At 73.9% G+C, this 17,375-nt stretch carries 12 protein-coding genes; 4 read left to right on the forward strand and 8 right to left on the reverse strand.

Features of this window, described 5'->3' with window-relative positions; all coding sequences use genetic code 11:
* The first annotated feature begins 199 nt into the window (after positions 1 to 199).
* The 3 genes from QMZ92_RS11620 (at position 200) to QMZ92_RS11630 (ending at position 4,073) form a co-directional block, all read left to right on the forward strand.
* Positions 200 to 2,287 (forward strand): PQQ-binding-like beta-propeller repeat protein, encoded by a 2,088-nt coding sequence (locus QMZ92_RS11620; protein ID WP_283297193.1) that lies wholly within the window; start codon positions 200 to 202, stop codon positions 2,285 to 2,287.
* A gap of 295 nt (positions 2,288 to 2,582) precedes the next feature.
* Positions 2,583 to 3,098, forward strand: coding sequence for a hydrogenase maturation protease (locus tag QMZ92_RS11625; protein ID WP_283297195.1), 516 nt, complete (start codon positions 2,583 to 2,585; stop codon positions 3,096 to 3,098).
* Between the two features lie 282 nt (positions 3,099 to 3,380).
* Positions 3,381 to 4,073 (forward strand): response regulator, encoded by a 693-nt coding sequence (locus tag QMZ92_RS11630; RefSeq protein ID WP_283297197.1) that lies wholly within the window; start codon positions 3,381 to 3,383, stop codon positions 4,071 to 4,073.
* A 125-nt stretch (positions 4,074 to 4,198) separates the two neighbouring features.
* On the opposite strand, the gene QMZ92_RS11635 is transcribed toward QMZ92_RS11630, so the two are convergent.
* Both QMZ92_RS11635 and QMZ92_RS11640 read right to left on the reverse strand, forming a co-directional pair.
* Positions 4,199 to 5,935 carry a sensor histidine kinase gene (locus tag QMZ92_RS11635; RefSeq protein ID WP_283297198.1) on the reverse strand — a complete coding sequence of 579 codons (1,737 nt, stop codon included), beginning with the start codon at positions 5,933 to 5,935 and terminating at the stop codon, positions 4,199 to 4,201.
* Between the two features lie 375 nt (positions 5,936 to 6,310).
* Entirely contained in the window at positions 6,311 to 6,601 is a 291-nt protein-coding gene (locus tag QMZ92_RS11640; RefSeq protein ID WP_283297199.1) for a DUF1876 domain-containing protein, read from the reverse strand.
* Between the two features lie 209 nt (positions 6,602 to 6,810).
* On the opposite strand from QMZ92_RS11640, the gene QMZ92_RS11645 reads away from it, so the two are divergent.
* Complete coding sequence (locus QMZ92_RS11645) at positions 6,811 to 8,427, forward strand: MFS transporter (RefSeq protein ID WP_283297200.1); 1,617 nt, start codon at positions 6,811 to 6,813, stop codon at positions 8,425 to 8,427.
* 238 nt (positions 8,428 to 8,665) lie between these two features.
* Here the strand turns inward: QMZ92_RS11645 and QMZ92_RS11650 are convergent, their stop codons facing one another.
* From QMZ92_RS11650 to QMZ92_RS11675, 6 genes are all read right to left on the reverse strand, one after another.
* Positions 8,666 to 9,136 carry a universal stress protein gene (locus tag QMZ92_RS11650; protein WP_283297201.1) on the reverse strand — a complete coding sequence of 157 codons (471 nt, stop codon included), beginning with the start codon at positions 9,134 to 9,136 and terminating at the stop codon, positions 8,666 to 8,668.
* A 96-nt stretch (positions 9,137 to 9,232) separates the two neighbouring features.
* The gene (locus tag QMZ92_RS11655; RefSeq protein ID WP_283297202.1) at positions 9,233 to 11,614 is read right to left on the reverse strand and encodes a phosphoketolase family protein; all 2,382 of its coding nucleotides are present in this window, start codon (positions 11,612 to 11,614) and stop codon (positions 9,233 to 9,235) included.
* Positions 11,615 to 11,817: 203 nt separating this feature from the next.
* The gene (locus QMZ92_RS11660; RefSeq protein WP_283297203.1) at positions 11,818 to 13,104 is read right to left on the reverse strand and encodes an ATP-binding protein; all 1,287 of its coding nucleotides are present in this window, start codon (positions 13,102 to 13,104) and stop codon (positions 11,818 to 11,820) included.
* A 43-nt stretch (positions 13,105 to 13,147) separates the two neighbouring features.
* On the reverse strand, positions 13,148 to 14,983 hold the full coding sequence (locus QMZ92_RS11665; RefSeq protein ID WP_283297204.1) for a GMC family oxidoreductase: 1,836 nt from the start codon (positions 14,981 to 14,983) through the stop codon (positions 13,148 to 13,150).
* Entirely contained in the window at positions 14,980 to 16,647 is a 1,668-nt protein-coding gene (locus QMZ92_RS11670) for a tocopherol cyclase family protein (protein WP_283297205.1), read from the reverse strand. Before QMZ92_RS11670 ends, QMZ92_RS11665 begins: the two co-directional genes overlap by 4 nt.
* Positions 16,644 to 17,330 carry a FadR/GntR family transcriptional regulator gene (locus QMZ92_RS11675; RefSeq protein WP_283297206.1) on the reverse strand — a complete coding sequence of 229 codons (687 nt, stop codon included), beginning with the start codon at positions 17,328 to 17,330 and terminating at the stop codon, positions 16,644 to 16,646. The genes QMZ92_RS11670 and QMZ92_RS11675 overlap by 4 nt, the downstream gene beginning before the upstream one ends.
* Positions 17,331 to 17,375: the final 45 nt, after the last annotated feature.

Raw genomic sequence — 17,375 nt, forward strand, 5'->3', positions numbered from 1 at the left:
GGGGCATGCGAGGGGTGTGCCGAGACGGCACTTCCCCGCCCCTCCTCCACCCCTGATCCCATTGCCGACAACCCGCCCCATCCGCCCCGCTTTCCGGCGAGTGGCTGAAACTGCATCAAAAACCTCTCGTGGCAGGGTGTTTCCGGAGAAGCCGCTGGTCATCCTCTAGGGAACGGTCCGCATCCCCTGGGAGGCTCGCATGGAACGCAGGCGGTTACTGCATGCCGGAGCCGGGCTCGTCGCGGCGTCCGTGGTGGGGCCCGTGCTCGCCCCGGCCGCGGCTCAGGCCCGCACGGCCGACGGCACGGGTGCGCCGGGCGCCCCGGGCCCGGAGAGCAGAGCGGTCTCGGCCGGCACGGCCGGGCGCTGTTCCGGTCCGGCGGTCTCGACGTACGGCATAGCGACGTACACCGCGGCGATCGTCGGCATGACCGTTCTCGGCGGTCACGCCTACGTGGTGGCACGCGGCCAGAACCCGCCGCTGCTGGGAGAGATCGACCTGGCGTCGGGGAAGCTCACGAGGACGGTACGGCTCTCGCGCGGCGAGGGCGGCTGGGCGGCGACGGTCTCCGGCGGCCAGGTGTACGTGGGCACCTACCCCGTCCCGGACCTGTACCGCTTCGATCCGGCGACCGGATCGGTGACGCAGCTCGGCACGGTAGGGCCTTCGGGCGGTTTCGTCTGGTGCCTGACGACGGCTCCGGACGGCACGGTCTACGCGGGCACCTATCCGCGCGGCGAGGTCTGGGAGTACTCGCCGTCGACCGGTGTGCTGCGCAACCTGGGCGTCGCGATGCCGGGCGAGCAGTACGTGCGCGCGATCGCCGCCGACGACCGCCACGTCTACGCCGGCACGCTCCCGCTCGGCCACATCGTCGCGTACGACCGTGCCACGGGCGCGAAGCGGTCCATCACCCCGACGCCGTACGGCGGGGCCGCGTGTCTGCTCGCCAGGGGCGGACGGGTGGTCGGCGGGCTCGGCAGGTCCGTCGTGGACCTGGCGCCCGACGGGAGCGACGCGCGGGTCATCCCGATACCGGCCACGGAGCGTCTCGTCGACGCGATCACGTCGACCGGCGACGGCACGGTCTACTGCGTCGGCCGCCCGACGGGCACGGTCTACCGGCGCGACGGCGACGCGCTCGTGCCGGTCGCCGCGCCCACGCCGCTCGACGAGCACCGGGCGCTCTTCCCGCTCCCGGACGGCAGACTGCTGGGCGGCGCGGGCAGCGGCCGGCTGTGGTGGCTGGACCCGGCGGGCGGGGGGTCCACCACGCTGGAACTGATCGACACGGCCATGGCGGGCCCGGACCCCGTGCAGTCCATCACCATGGGCACGCGTGGGGCAGTGCACGTCGGCGGGCACTTCTCCGTCACGACCCACCGGCCCGCGCAGGGCACGAGCCGGCGGATCCCGGTGTCCGGCGAGCCGAAGCAGCTGCGAACGGCCGGCAACCGCGTCTACGCGGCGCTCTATCCGAGCACGGAGGTGCTGGAGCTCGACCCGGACCGCGGCAGGATCCGTTCGCTCGGGTTCATCGACAACGACCAGCAGCGGCCGACGGACATGGTGTACGCGCGGACGACGGACCAGTTCCTCATCGCGTCCGCCCCGCCGGCCGGCCGGCTCAAGGGTGCGCTGACCCTGGCGGACCGGGCGAGACGGCGGCTCACGGTGTACCACGACGTGATCACGGACCAGAGCGTGATGTCCCTGGCCCTGGACGACCGGCTGGGACACCGGATCGCGTACCTCGCCGGCGACACCTGGGGCGGCGGGAGCGTGACCCCGGCCCGGCCGAGCGCGACGATCGTCGCCTTCGACCTGTGGCGCCGCAAGGTGCTGTGGGAGGTCGCGCCGTTCGAGGGGTACGCGAGCCTGCAGCACATCGAGGTGCTGGACGGAGTGCTGTACGGGGTCTACAAGCGGCTGGCGGGCATGTGGTTCGCCATGGACCTGAAGACCCGGACGGTGCTGAGGTCGGGGAAGCTGCCGAGCTACGGCGAGCTGACCGTGCAGCGCGGACAGGTGTTCGCCTCGGTCTTCGGCGGACTGGTGTACCGGATCGGTCCCGGTCTCGACGAGGCCCAGCCGGTCCTCTCCGGTCTCGGCGACGGCTGGTACAACCCGCCTCAGCTGGCCTGGGAGCGATGGTCCTGGCATGCCTGGGGCGTGTCCGGTCGGGAGCTGGCGCGGCTTCGCCTCGACCCGGACTGCGTTTCCATGAACCGGGCCGGGGTCAGCCCCCCGGACGAGGCGGTCCTGGAGTCGCTGCTGGCCAACTGAAGCGGGCACGGAGAGTACGACGACCCGGGCCGGCGGCACGGCCGGCCCGACGGCACGGACGAGCCGCATGCCCCGGACGACCGGACGGCACGAGAACGGCGACAGCGGCGGCCGGCCGTGGGAGCCGGGGAGGACGGCAGGCACCGCGTCGCCGGGCACGGCGACGCTCCCGCGGCCCCGCGCCTGGCGCGGTGCACCGGCCGGGGCGAGGTGGTCCCGTCAATTGGGCCGTTCGGCCCATGCGCGCCGCCACGCGGGCACGCCAGCGTGGTGGGAGCACGACAGGAGACACGCCATGGATCTCCGTACACGCATCGCGCTCATCGGACTGGGCAGCGACTCCCGGCGGGACGACGGAGTGGGCTGGGCCGTCGTCGACGCGCTCCGCGAACGCGCCTTCGAGCGGCCCCTCCCCCCGGAGGTCGACTTGGCGACCTGCAACGGGGAGCCCGCGCGGCTGGTTGGTCTGTGGCACGACGCGGCCCTGGCGGTGGTGGTGACCAGCGCACACGCGTATCCCGGCGAGCCCGGCAGGGTGGTCCGCCGGGAGTTCGATGCGGACGGGCTCTCGCTGCCCGCGCACGGAGAGCCGCACGCTCGCGTGCTGAACGAGGCCCTGGAGCTGTCCCGGCTGCTCGGCAGACTGCCCGGCCGGCTGGTGGTGTACGCGGTGCAGGGAGCCGACTCCTCGCTCGGGACCGGCCTGTCGCCGACGCTCGCGGCCAGGGTCGAGTCCCTGGCCGACCGTGTGGAGCAGGAACTCGCCCACGAGTGGACACCGGCGGCGGCCGTACGGCCGTGTCACTCGTGAGCCGCGGAACGGCGCGCCGGTGTCGTCGGCCCCGGCGGGACCCGCTCCGGGCGGGCCCGACCGGGTGCCCGTGCGGCCGACGGAGCGCCGGTCCCCCCTGCGGCCTGCCCGCAGGGCGGGGTGGCTCGGACCGTGTACGGGAAGTCGGTGCACCGGGGGACGCTGGACGGTGTACCCGGGGAGGGGACGGGGAAGGGGGGCCGCCGATGAGCGGTCCGGCCCGGTTGCCGCGCTCTCCCGAGCGGACGTGATCAGGTGGGACGACACACCTGGAGGGCTCAGATGTCCGAGGCACCGGTCTACTCCGAGGAATCGCCCATCAGGGTGTTCCTCCTCGACGACCACGAGGTCGTCCGTCGCGGGCTGCACGACATGCTCGACGCCGAACCCGACATAGACGTCGTCGGCGAGGCGGCGAGCGCCGAACAGGCCCTGGCCCGGGGGCCTGCGCTGCGTCCCCACGTCGCGGTCCTGGACGTACGGCTCCCCGACGGCGACGGCGTCACGGTCTGCCGGGAGCTGCGCTCCCGCATGCCGGAGCTCGCATGTCTGATGCTGACGTCCTTCGACGACGAGGACGCCCTGCTCGACGCGATCATGGCGGGCGCCTCGGGCTATGTCCTCAAGCAGATCAAGGGGTCCGACCTGATCTCCGCCGTGCGGACGGTGGCGACGGGGCAGTCGATGCTCGATCCTTCCACCACGGCGCGGCTGATGCACTCGCTGCGGGACCCGGAGACCGCGCAGCCGGCCGAGGACGAACGCCTCGCGGCCCTCTCGACGCGGGAACGCGACGTGCTCGACCTGATCGGCGAGGGCCTGACGAACCGCCAGATCGGCAAGCGGCTCTACCTCTCGGAGAAGACCGTCAAGAACCACATCTCACGGCTGCTGTCGAAGCTCGGCGTGGAGCGCCGCGTCCAGGCGGCGGTCATCGCCGCTCAGGCCCACGAACACGACGAACCGCGTGCCTGAGCGCGCACCCGGCCGCCGGCGCCCGCGCACGGCCCTCCCGGACGGGGCCCGCCCGTCCGGGGCCGGTCCGGCCGACCGGGGCTACTGGGGGCGGCCGCCGCGCCGTCTCCACGGGCTCGGCCGCCTCAGCCGTCGTCGCGCAGCGGCACGGTCCAGACCAGCCGGGTGCCGCCGGCGATGCCGCGGGTCACGGCGAGCTCGCCGGACAGCCGCTCGGCGCGTTCCTCCAGGTTGCGCAGTCCGCTGCGGCGGCCGTGCGGGCTGATGCCGATGCCGTCGTCGGTCACGGTGACGGACATCCGGTCGGCGCGAGCCGCGATGGTGACCTCCGCCCTCGACGCCCGGGCGTGGCGCGCGACGTTGGCCAGGGCCTCGCCGAGCACGGCGACCGCCTCGTCGGCGACGCGCCGCGGCACCTCGGTGTCGATGAGTCCCTCCATGCGCAGCGCGGGTGCGAACCCGAGGGCCGGTGTGGCCTCCTCCACGGCCCCTACGGCCCGCGCCCTGAGCCCCGGGAGCACGCCGGTGGCCTCGTGCTCACGGAGTCCGAAGATCGTCGAACGAATGATCTTGATCGTGGAGTCGAGGTCGTCGATGGCGCGTTCCAGCCGCTCGGCGGCCACCGGATGGTCCACGAAGCGCTGGGTGCTCTGGAGCGTCATCCCCGTCGCGAACAGTCGCTGGATGGCGAGATCGTGCAGGTCCCGGGCGATACGGTCCCGGTCGGCCAGCAGGCTCACCTGCTCGGCGTCCCGGCGCCGGTCGGCCAGTTCCATGGCGAGGGCCGCCTGGCCGGCGAACCCGGACAGCGGGGCGGTCTCCGGGTCGCCGAAGGCGGTCCGGCCCGCGGCACGTGCCAGCATGAGCACGCCCCGCAGCTTCTCCGGGTCGCCCACCAGCACCGCCATCGCCGGCCCGAAGTCCTTCCAGCGTTCCGGCCGGAACGTGACACGCGGGTCCGCGGCAGCGTCGGGCGTGGTGAGCAGCCCGTTCTCGCTCAGCACGGCGGCCCTGGCCAGGGTGCCCTCGCCCCTCGGCAGCACCATGCCGAGATGGCGCTCGGCGCCCTCGCCGTGAGCGAGGGCACAGCGCAGGTTCCCGTCGGGTTCGGTGAGGTAGACGAGACCGAGATCGGCGCAGGAGATCCGGCGGGCCCGGTCGAGCATCATCTCGAGCACCTCGGACTCCGAGGCGCCGGAGAGCAGGGCGCTGGTGCACTCGGCGCTCGCGGCGAGCCACCGCTCGCGGGATCGGGTCTCCTCGAACAGCCGGGCGTTCTCGATGGCGATTCCGGCCGCGACGGCGAGCGTCGCCAGGACGGCCTCGTCCTCGTCGTCGAAGGAGGCCCCACTGCGCTTCTCGGTCAGATAGAGGTTGCCGAACACCTCGTCGCGCACCCTGATGGGAACGCCGAGGAAGGAGTGCATCGGAGGGTGGTGCGCGGGGAAGCCGGAGGAAGCCTCGTGGTCCGCGAGTTCGGCGAGCCGGAGCGGTGCGGGATGCCGGATCAGCTCGCCGAGGAGTCCGTGTCCCGAGGGCAGGTCCCCGATCCGTCCGCGCAGTTCGTCGCTGATGCCCACGGGCAGGAACTGCGACAGGCGCTTGTCACCCCCGATCACGCCGAGGGCCCCGTACTCGGCGTCCACGAGGACGACCGCCGCCTCCACGATCTCGCGGAGCACCTGCGACAGGTCCAGTCCCCGGCCCACCGAGAGGACCGCTTCCAGCAGGCCGTTGAGCCTGTCCCTGGTACCGCGCACCTCGTCGATGCGCACCTGGAGTTCTTCGAGGAGTTCGTCGAACCTCAGCCGCGGGACCCGGCCCTGGTCCTGACCCGCTTTGCTCCGGACGTCGCCGCCCATGACACCTCCGCCGGTGTCGAACGGTCATCGCGCGCTACGCGCAGCTCTCACGGTAGCCCGGAGGAAGGCGGGGTGCGCGGCAGGCGGCACGCGCCCGGGACGGTCCCCGGTGCTCCGAGGGGTCCCGCGCCCGCGTCCTGGGCACGCGGAAGGCGGAAAGGGCCCATCCACTTCTCGTGGATCCTGATTGCGCGGTGAGCGTTCCGACCGTTTCTCCGCGTCCTCTGTAGGAGCCCTTTCCGTCTCCTCCATGGAATCACCGGTCGACGGGTACCGCCAGGGCCCATCGGCCCGACCGCGGCACCGTCCGGGCCCTTGCGGGGCCCGAGCGTCGGGCTCCGCTCGCCTCCTGAGTCGGCCGAGCGAGTCCGGGGACTAGGCCGAGGGCCAGCCGTACGGGGCCGCGACCGTGTTCTCCGGCCCCGCGCCCACCGCTTCCAGGTCCTGGTCCGCCACCCGCATCAGCTGCCGGGCGAGGTCGCTCATGGCCCGGCTCGCCGCGAGTTCGTCGCCGATCTCGGGAACGTCCACGTCCTGCGGGTTGCAGCGCGCGGTCCCGTGGCCGGTGAGCCTCGCCGTGCCGGTGTCCAGGTCCATCCTGGCCCTGGTCGTCCCGTCCTCCTCGGACAGGTACATGCGGACCTTCCACTCCAGCGTCCGTGTCATGGCGTACCTCCTCGCCCGCGTACGGGCCGGCGCCTCCGGGCCGGATCGGCACCGCCCTCGCTCCAGGATCCCCCGCGCGCGTGCGCCCGCGCGACCGTGCCGGGGGCGGGGAGGGCGGGCGGGGGCGGCGCCGGAGTCGCAGGCAGCCACGACGGCTGGGACGCTGGGCTGGATGCTCCATCTCGTCGGCGACCGCCGGAGGTACGGCCATGCGGAAGTGGCGGGCCCTGCTCGTCCTCGGGACGGCCCAGTTCCTCGTGGTTCTGGACACCTCGGTGATGAACGTGTCGATCAGCCGGCTGGTCGAGGACTTCGACACGGAGGTCACGGCGATCCAGGCCGTGATCACCCTGTACACCCTGGTCATGGCCGCCTTCATGATCACTGGAGGTCGGCTGGGGGACGCGTTCGGGCGGCGCCGCGCGTTCGCGGTGGGCCTGGCCGTCTACGGGGTGGGATCCGCGATCACGGCGGTCGCCCCGGCGCTGTGGGTGCTGGCCGCCGGCTGGTCGGTCGTCGAGGGACTCGGCGCCGCGCTGGTCCTGCCCGCGCTGGCCGCCCTCGTGGCGGGTGCCTACCACGGTCGTGACCGTGCCGTGGCGTACGGCGTCATCGGCGGACTCGCCGGGGCCGGTATCGCGGTGGGACCGCTCCTGGGAGGGTGGGTGACGACCTATCTGACGTGGCGGGTGGTCTTCGCCGGCGAGGTGGTCGTCGTCCTGGCGCTGCTGTGCTGCGTCCGCTGGATCGACGACCGTCCCGCCACCGGTCCCCGAGTGCGGATCGACGGCGTCGGTGCCGCGCTGTCGGCCGCCGGCCTCGGGCTGGTGGTCCTGGGAGTGCTGCAGAGCAGTTCCTGGGGGTGGGTGCAGCCGCGCAACGCCCCGTTCACGGTGTTCGGCTTCGCGCCCACACTCGCCGTCATCGCCGCAGGAGCGGTCGTGCTCGCGCTGTTCCGGGCCTGGGAGCGCCGGCGGGAGGAGCGGGCCCGGGACCCGCTCGTACGGTTCTCCCTCTTCGGCGTCCCTCCGCTGCGCGCGGGGCTGGCCATGCTGCTGTGCCAGAACCTCGTGCTGCTCGGTCTGTTCTTCGTCATCCCGCTGTACCTGCAGATCGTCCTCGGCTTCGACGCCTTCCAGACCGGCCTCAGGCTGCTGCCCGTCTCGGTCACCATGCTCGTCGCCTCTCTGAGCGGGCCCTTCCTCGGCCGGATCGCGAGCCCGCGCACGGTGGTGCGGATCGGTCTGCTCGTCCTGTTCGCCGCCGTGCTGTGGCTCCTCGCCGGGATCGAGCCGCAGATCGAGGACGTCCAGTTCGCGCTGTCGATGGCCGTGCTCGGTCTGGGCATGGGACTGCTCGCCTCGCAGCTCGGCAACGTGGTGCAGTCCGGCGTCGGGGAGGCGGACCGCAGCGAGGCGGGCGGTCTGCAGTACACGGCCCAGAACCTCGGGTCCTCCCTGGGGACCGCGCTCATGGGCTCCATCCTGATCGGCGCGCTGGTCGGCGTGTTCACCGGGCAGATCGAGGACGCCCCCCGTGTTTCGGGCGCCGCCCGTGAGCAGACCGGCATCGCCGTCGAGGCCGGGGTCAGCTTCGTGAGCACCGAGGAGGTACGGGCCGCGGCCCAGCGGGCGGCGCTGCCGCCCGCCGAGGTGGACGCTCTCGTCTCCTCGTACGCCGAGGCGCAGCTCGGCAGCCTGAAGGCGGCGATCCTGACCGCGGCCGGGGTGACGCTCGCGGCGTTCCCGTTCACCCGCCGGCTGCCCACCTCCCGGCCGGGCCGGGAGCGGGACGACGAGGCCGGAGGCGACCGGACCGCGGTATGACAGCTCCGCGGGGGCGGGCGGCGGCGGACACCCACGAGCCGTGGGCGGGCCCGGGGCCGGAACGGCCGGCGGCCTCCCTGCCGGCACGGGCCGCCGTAGGCCGGCACGGGCCGCCGTAGGCCGGCACGGGCCGCCGTAGCGGGCGACGGGCGCCTGCCCCGGCCCTCGGGCTCCGGCCCGCGGCACGGGGACCGGAGCCCACGGCGAGCGGGCGCCGCGGACTGCCGGGCTTCCCGCTTCAGGCCCGGTCGGCCCCGGTGCCACGCACGTTCACGTCCGGGCGGACGATCACCACGGGGCACAGCGCGTGCTGGCTGACCTGCTGGCTCACCGACCCGAGGAGCATCCGTGCGAATCCTCCGCGGCCGCGGGAGCCCACCACCAGGAGCTCGGCGCCCTCGGCGGCGACGAGCAGGGCCTCGGCCGGGTTGCCGTGCACCAGGCGCTCGTGGACCTGGGTCTCACCGGTCTCGCCGAGGACCTTCCGCACCTCCTCCACGAGGCCGCGTTTGGCCTCCTCGGCGTCGAACTCCATGTCGACTGCGGGGGCCGACCAGGCGTGCGCGCCCGGCAGTTCGTACGCCGCCACCGCGTCCACCGTCGCCCCGATCAGGCCGGCATGCCGGACGGCCCAGCGCAGCGCGGCGTACGACGAGGGCGAGCCGTCGATGCCCACGACCACCCGGGGAGCCGGATCGCTCGTGCTCATGCCGTTCCACCTTTCTCGCAGACCCCGTCATCCACGCTGCGCGACCCCGCGCGGTTCCGCCAGGCGAGCGCCGCCACCGGAGGGGTCCGCCCGCGCTCAGCCGCCCCAGGTCCACTCGGCGACCTCGGGCATGTCGACACCGTGCTCCCGGATCCAGGCGTGGTGGCGGGTTCGGGCGTCGGCCATCGCCTGGCGTACGGCGACCGCGCGGGCACCGAGTCCGGGCACCCGGTCGATCACGTCCATGACCAGCCGGTAGCGGTCCAGGTCGTTGCTGACGACCATGTCGAACGGCGTCGTGGTCGTGCCGAACTCCTTGTACCCGCGGACGTGCAGGTTCGGGTGGCCGGCACGGCGGTAGGCGAGTCGGTGCACCAGCCACGGGTAGCCGTGGTACGCGAAGATCACGGGCTTGTCCCGGGTGAAGACGGCGTCGTACTCGAAGTCGGGCATACCGTGCGGGTGCTCCTCCTTGGGCAGCAGACGCGTCATGTCGATGACGTTGACGACCCTGAGCACGAGTTCCGGGAGGTGCCGGCGCAGCAGTCCGGCGGCGGCGAGGGCTTCCTGGGTGGGCACGTCCCCGGCACAGGCCAGTACCGCGTCCGGCTCGCGCTCCCCCGTCTCCGTGCCGGCCCAGTCCCAGACCCCGACGCCACGCGCGCAGTGGGCGCGCGCCTCGTCGATGCCGAGCCAGTCGAAGCAGGGCTGCTTGCCGGCGACGACGACGTTCACGTAGTCGCGGCTGCGCAGGGCGTGGTCGGCGACCGCGAGGAGGGTGTTGGTGTCCGGCGGCAGATAGACGCGGACGACCTCGGGGCTCTTGTTGAGGACGTGGTCGACGAAGCCCGGGTCCTGGTGGGAGAAGCCGTTGTGGTCCTGGCGCCAGACGTGCGAGGTCAGCAGGTAGTTGAGGGAGGCGACCGGGGCCCGCCAGTGCAGCCGCCGGGAGGTCCTGAGCCATTTGATGTGCTGGTTGACCATCGAGTCGACGATGTGGACGAAGGCCTCGTAGCAGGAGAACAGCCCGTGGCGGCCGGTGAGGAGATAGCCCTCCAGCCAGCCCTGGCAGCAGTGCTCGGAGAGGATCTCCATGACCCGGCCGTCGCGAGCCAGGTGTTCGTCGGTGGGCAGGAGCTCGGCCTGCCATGCCTTGCCAGTGGCGTCGAAGACGGCCTCGAGCCGGTTGGATGCGGTCTCGTCCGGGCCGACCAGCCGGAAGTCGCGCCGGTTCCCGGTGTCCTTCATGATCTGCGCGAGCAGTCGCCCCAGCACCCGGGTGGGCTCGTGCAGGGTCGAGCCGGGCTTGTCGACGGGGACCGCGAAGCGCTCGAGCGGGGCGATGGGCAGTTCGCGCAGCAGGAGGCCGCCGTTCGCGTGCGGAGTGGCACCCAGCCTGCGGTCGCCCTCGGGGACGCAGGCCAGGACCCGGGGGCGTGGCCGACCGTGGTCGTCGAAGAGCTCGCCGGGACGGTACGAGCGCAGCCACTTCTCCAGTTGCCGCAGGTGCCGGGGATCGTCCCGGACACCGGAGAGCGGCACCTGGTGGGCCCGCCAGGTGCCTTCGACGGGGTGGCCGTCGACCTCGGCGGGGCCGGTCCAGCCCTTGGGGGTACGGAGGACGATCATGGGCCAGCGAGGCCGGCCGGTCTTCTGCCCGTTGCGGGCCGCGTACTGGATGGCGGCGATCCGGTCCAGTGCCTCGTCCATGGCGGCGGCCATGGTCCGGTGCACCTCCATGGGCCTGTCGCCGCCCACGTGCAGGGGTTCGTGGCCGTAGCCGCGCAGCAGCGCGTCGAGTTCGTCCTCCGGGAGCCGGGCCGGGACAGTCGGGTTGGCGATCTTGTAACCGTTCAGGTGGAGGATGGGAAGCACAGCGCCGTCGTGGACCGGGTCGAGGAGTTTGTTGGAGTGCCAGGAGGCGGCGAGCGGTCCGGTCTCCGCCTCGCCGTCGCCGATGACGCAGGCGACGACGAGGCCGGGGTTGTCCAGGGCGGCTCCGTAGGCGTGGCTGAGGGAGTAGCCCAGCTCGCCGCCCTCGTGGATGGAGCCGGGTGTCTCGGGGGCGACATGGCTGGGGACGCCGCCGGGGAAGGAGAACTGTCGGAAGAGCCGGTCCATGCCCTGCTCGTCGCGGCTCACGTCCGGATAGGTCTCGCTGTAGCTGCCCTCGAGCCAGGAGTTGGCGAGCACGGCCGGCCCCCCGTGGCCGGGACCCCAGATCGCCAGGACGGAGAGGTCGCGGGCCTTGATCACCCGGTTGAGGTGGGTGTGGACGAGGTTGAGTCCCGGGCAGGTGCCCCAGTGGCCCAGCAGCCGCGGCTTGATGTGCTCGGGGCGCAGGGGCTCCCGGAGCATCGGGTTGCGCATCAGATAGATCTGGCCCGCCGAGAGGTAGTTCGCCGCCCGCCAGTGCTCGTCCAGGCCGGCGAGTTCCTCCCGGCTCAGCACCGTCCGTCGGCCGTGCCGCTTGCCCATGAGCATCGAAACCTCCGAGTCGTCGTCGCGTGCCGGTGAGAGGACCGGTCCACGGAGCGTGGTGCCCTCCCGCCGTGCGCGGGCCGGAGTGCGGCGCCCGTGGTGGGTGCGCCGCGGTCGGCCACTCGGAAACCCTTCCCGCTCGCGGCGGACCAGGCGTGCCGAACGGGAAGGTTCGCGCCGGAACCGGCCGGCGGCGGGGCTCACACCCGGGCCGCCGCCCGCAGGTCGTGGTCGAAGGCCCGGATGTCCTCCTCCGTGAGCGTGGTCCGGATGTGCGCCACCGCCTGCAGGTAGTCGTCGGTGAGGCCGGCTCTCTCCCCCGAGGGCGGCGAACCGTCGGCCAGATGCCGTTCGAAGGCGCTCTGCGCGGCGGTGCGCGCCGCGAACTCGATGTCGGCGGGGGTGAACCGGTGGCTCGCGGCGACCAGCGCCTCCAGGTCGATGCCGGCGAGGCGGTCGGGGCCGATGTAGCGCGTCCAGATGGCCCGCCGGGCGTCGGCGTCGGGGGGGCCGACCGGGATCAGGTAGTCGAACCGTCCAGGCCGCAGGAAGGCGGGATCCAGACTGCGGACCGCGTTGGTGGCGCAGATCAGCAGCCGGCGGTCGCCGCGCCGGAACTGCGGGATGAGCTTGAGCAGTTCGTTGGTCACCCGGTGGGCCAGGGTGGTGGGATCGCGGCGCTCGGAGGCGATCTCCTCCGCCTCGTCGAAGAAGAGGACCACCCGGTCGAGGTGAGCCACCCGGGAGAACAGCTGGCGCAGGCCGGCAGCCACACCGTGCGGATCGGCGGCGAGCTGGTACGGGAAGACCTCGATGAAGGCCCACCGCAGCCGGGAGGCCACCGCTCGGGCGAAGGTGGTCTTGCCCGTGCCCGGCGGGCCGAACAGCACGACGGCGCGCGGCGGCACCAGCCGGAAGCGTTCCGCGGCCTCCGGGTGCTCCAGCGGCAGCACCAGGCGACGTTCGATCAGCGTCTTCTCCGCGTCCATGCCCGCGATGTGCTGCCACAGACCCGCTTCCGGGACCGCGCCGCCCAGCTGTTCCAGGATGGTCGCCTCGGCCGAGTCCGCGGACAGCACCTTCTCGAAGTAGCTCAGGTCGGGCCGCTGGGTGTACCGGGAGTTCAGAAAGGCCCGCTCGCCGACCTCCCCATCGGGCAGCAGGGCGCCGATACGCCGTACGCCCGCCTGGGAGAGGCGCTCCTCCAGGGCCGCGAGCAGCGCGGATCCGATGCCGTGTCTGCGCCACTCGCGGGCGATGGCCAGCCGCAGCACCCACGCCCGCTCCTGGGCGGTCGAGGACACCGCCGCGCCGACGATCCGGTCCCCCACCGCGGCGACCACGGCGGGGGCGTCCGTGCGGATGGCGCTGACCACCTCGGCCAGCGTCACAACCGGGTCGGAGGGGGTGTCCCGCGCCTCCTCCCAGATGCGCACCACCTGGTCGAGATCGCCGTCCTCCAGGTCCCGGACCCGCCATGGAGCCATGGCACTCACCTCACCGGCCCATTCTCACCCGGCGGGCGCGGGCTCACCGCTCCAGATGCGCCTCGGTGACGGCCAGCGCGGCGGCCATGATGCTCAGCTGCGGGTTCACCTCGGGGCAGCCGGGCAGCACGGAGGCGTCGGCGACCAGTACGCCCGCGACGCCCCGCAGCCGTCCGCCGGCGTCGGCCGGGGAGCGTTCCGGATCGGATCCCGCCGCGACCGTGCCGGTGGGGTGGTACGCGGAGAGGTGCAGCTTCCGGGGGCCCGCGCCGGCGAGGACGGCGTCCAGTTCGCCGAGGTCGCGGGCGCGCGGCGCGGTGGGGATGCCGGTGAGGACCTCCCGGGCTCCGGCGGCGAACAGGATCTCCCCCATCGCGCGTGCGGCGCGCATCAGGCGGGCGCCGTCCCGCCGGTCCAGGTCGTAGCGCAGCAGGGTGCGGTCGCGGCCCAGGACCCGGCCCGAGGGCCGGTCGGCGATCATCGCGCCCAGGGTGGCGAGCCGGCCGGCGTCCTCCAGTTCCCGGCGCAGCTCGCCGCCGAGACCCGGCAGGACGAAGGAGCCCATGCCGGGCGGTGTCGCCGTCGCCTCGATCAGCACGCCGCCGTCGTGGTGCTCCTCCACGCCGACGCTCTGCAGCACGCCCTCCCAGGCCGTGACGGGCTCGTCGAAGCGCCCGGCGACGCTGGTCGCGGGGTGGACGCTGAGGTTGCGGCCCAGCCGGGGATGCCCGCCGAGGCCGGACCGCCGTAGCAGGGGCGGCGACTGGAGGGCGCCCGCGGCGACGACGACCAGCGGGGCGAGGATCTCGAAGTCGCCTCCGTCCGCGCGCCGTACGCGCACTCCGGCGGCGCGTGGTCCGCCGGGGCGGTCGGCGTCCACCAGGACGCGCCGTACCCGCGCCCCGGTGACGATGCGGGCCCCGGCGGCGCAGGCGTCGGGCAGTACGGAGAGCTGCACGCTCTGCTTGGCCCCGGTCGGGCAGCCGACGACGCACTGGCAGGAGCCCAGACAACCCGGTGCGTTGCGGCGCAGGGGCGCGGCCCGCCAGCCGAGGTGCTCGGCCCCGGCGAGGGCGATCCGGCCGTTGCGGCCGAGGACGTCGAGCGGCTGGGTCGCGACGTTCAGGGTGCGTTCGGCCTCGTCGAGACAGGGGCCGAGGCGTTCGGCCAGGACGAATCCGAACTCCTTGGTCCAGCGTTCGGCGACATGGTCCGGGGTGCGGTAGCAGGTCCCCGAGTTGACGACGGTGGTGCCGCCGACGGCCCGGCCGACCGGGAGCAGCAACGGCGGGCGGCCCAGGGCGACGGTGGCGCCGCCGTCACGGTAGAGGTCGGCGAACCGTTCGAGCGGGGCGCGCCCGGCGAAGGAGGCGGTGGAGTGGTGCCGGCCCTCCTCCAGGACGACGACGTCGAGCCCGGCGCGGGCGAGGGTCCGCGCGGCCGTGGCACCGCCCGCGCCGGAGCCGACGACCACGGCGTCGGCGGTGGAGCGGTCCGGCCACTCGCCGGCGGGTGCGCAGTCCAGCGGCGGGTCCGTCCGCACGATCCGCGGGGCCGGCGCCGGCCGCTGGAGCATGTGCTCCGTGCCGGCGGCGAGCAGGACGGGCAGCTTGAGCACGTCGAGCAGCGGCAGGAGCGCGGGGCGAGCGGCGAGGGAGGCCAGGACGGACTCCCGTTCGCCGGAGGTGAGGGCGGCGAGACCGCGGCCGGTGCGGACGACGGCGTAGGCGTCGAGGGCGCGGGCGGCGGACCGTACCCCGGCACGCGCGGGCAGGGGCATCGAGTCGAGCACGGCGTCGAGCCGTGCGGGCACCCGCGCCGGCCAGCCGGGCTTGCCGTCGTCGGCGATGAGGCAGGCGACGAAGCCGGTGAGGTTCATCGGGTCCCCACTTCCGCGTGGGCGGTGCCGTCCAGGGTCCACTCGGCCTCGCTGCGCCAGCCGCCGAACCACCAGCGCTCCAGCAGGACGTGGGCGTCGGCGCGTTCGCTGTTGCGGCAGACGGCGGGAGAGCCGTCCGGATCGGTGTAGTCGAGCGCGAGGGTGCGGTCCTCCGGCTGGGTGACCTCGACCCGGATCCTGCGCAGTCCCGCGCGACCGCTGACGGTCCACGTGGGCAGGCCGACGGCGGCGCGGAAGCGCCCGAGTCCGGCCCAGCCGGCGGCCGACCGCTCCGCGCGCCGGGGCCAGGTGCGCCCGCCCCGGCGCAGACGCAGGAAGACGAGCGGCGGAAGTCGACGCAGCCCGGGCCGCATGGACACCGCGGCCACGATCTCCAGCACGTCGCCACCGCCCAGGTCCGCGTGCAGCCAGGCCCATCGGCGGGCGTTGCCGTGCCCGTAGATCCGGGCGGAGGCACCGGGTGCGGAGGTGGGCGTCAGGGTGGTGTCGCCGTACGAGAACGTGCCGTCGTACGAGGCTCGGGCCGCCGGGAGGATCTGGGCGGCGGGGAGCAGGTGCCTGCGCCAGGACCACCGGGGAAAGGTGAACAGCGGTGCGTCCGCGGCCCGTTCGGTGAGGTCCCAGCGCAGCGCTCCGGCCGAACCGGTCAGCCGGCCGGGGACGGCCTCGACGCCGTCGGCCGTGAAGCCGGCCCCTGCGGGCGTCCACTCGGCTGGACCGAAGCGGGCGTGGCGCACCGGCCCGTCCTTCGGGAACACCGCGGCCCAGCCGTGGGCGTACGCCTCGGAACCGTCGGCGGGGGCGGTGAGTTCGTGGTGGAGCCACAGCCCGGCACCGGTCGCCGGGTCGGTGAGGGTCGTGTACCAGACCTCGTTGCGTCCCGGCTCGCCCTTCCAGCGGGGCGCCGTCAGCGCCTCGGCGCTCTCTGCGGCGCGGGGGAAGCGGAAGCTCGCGAGGAAGGGCAGGAGTCCCGTGGCCAGGGGGAAGCGCAGTGTGCCCCGGCCGGCTCGCACTCCGTCCTCGTAGACGGTGAAGGGCAGGACGGTCATGGAGGTGAGCGGTCTGCGCGGGGTGACGGACTTCCATCCGTCGAGCGTGAACCGGCGGCCCCCGGCGGTGAACGAGATCCGGTAGCGGATGCGGCACCGGGCGAGCGGGGAGATCTCCAACTCGCCCTCGGCGCGGGCGTCGTCCGCCCATCCGGCGACGCGTATCCGGCCGCTCGCCCGGGCCGCGGTCGTGCCGAGCGGACGCATGACCCGGTCCGCCGTCACACGGAGGTCGAGGCGGACCCGGCGGGCGTGGTCCTCGCCGTCGAGCCGGACGGTTCCGAGCATGGTCTCGCCGAACACGGTGCCGCGCCGGCCCGCGCCACCGGGCGCGCTCGGGATGGTGACCGACGGCGTGGCCGTCGCTGCGGCCGGTGCGGCCGCCGTATCCGCCGCGGCGCTCCGGTCCGGCTTCGTGCCCGTGCCCACGCCCCCGGTCGGGACGGCGGTCACCGCCGCGCCCGCGCCCGCGTCTCCCGCCGAGTCGACGTCCGCCTCCTCGCCCGCGCCCGTACCCCTGCCCACTCCCCGCGCCGATCCGGCGCTCGCCACCGCTTCCGCGCCCGTGCCCGCGTCGCTCCCGCTCGTGCTCATACGAGGCCCTCCAGCATGATCCGTTCGGTCTCGGCGAGATAGGTCTCCGCCGCCCGCCGCGCGGCGTCCGCGTCGCCGGAGTGCACCGCCGCCACCACGGGTTCCAACCGCGCGTGGGCGGCCGCGGCGTCGTTGAACGGGCCGACGAGCGCGGCCCGAACGGGCAGATAGGCGTTGAAGAGCGTGTTGGTGAGCAGGCCGTAGACCCGGTTGCCGGTCGCGCGGGCGAGCGAGCGGTGCACCTCGACGTCCGCGAGCTGGACCGCGTCACCGCCCTCGGCGGCGCGCACGGCCGCCAGCAGCGCGCCGAGTTCGGCCCGCTGCCCGGCGGTGGCCCGTAGGGCGGCCCGCTCGGCGATCAACGCACCGATGCTGCGGCGCACTTCGAAGACCTCGCGGATCCAGCCGGCGTCGTGCCGCACGAGCATGGGGAGCAGATCCGCCCCGCCGAGCCGGGCGAAGTCACGGACCCGGGTGCCCACTCCGTGCCGGGTCTCCAGCAGTCCTGCCTGGACGAGGCGCCCGAAGGCGTGCTTGAGGGTGGTGCGGGTGACGCCGTAGCCGTCGGCCAGTCTGCGTTCCGGCGGCAGATAACTGCCTGCCGGGTGGCGGCCGGTGAGGATGTCCTCCCTCAGCCGGCCCTCCAGGACGTCGACGACCGTCTCGCGGGGCAGTGCCTCCACGCCGTTCCTCCCCAGCGGCTCAGTGGATGAGCCACTGAACCAATG

The organism is Streptomyces sp. HNM0645 (genome assembly GCF_030056615.1).
Taxonomy (GTDB): Bacteria; Actinomycetota; Actinomycetes; order Streptomycetales; family Streptomycetaceae; genus Streptomyces; species Streptomyces marianii.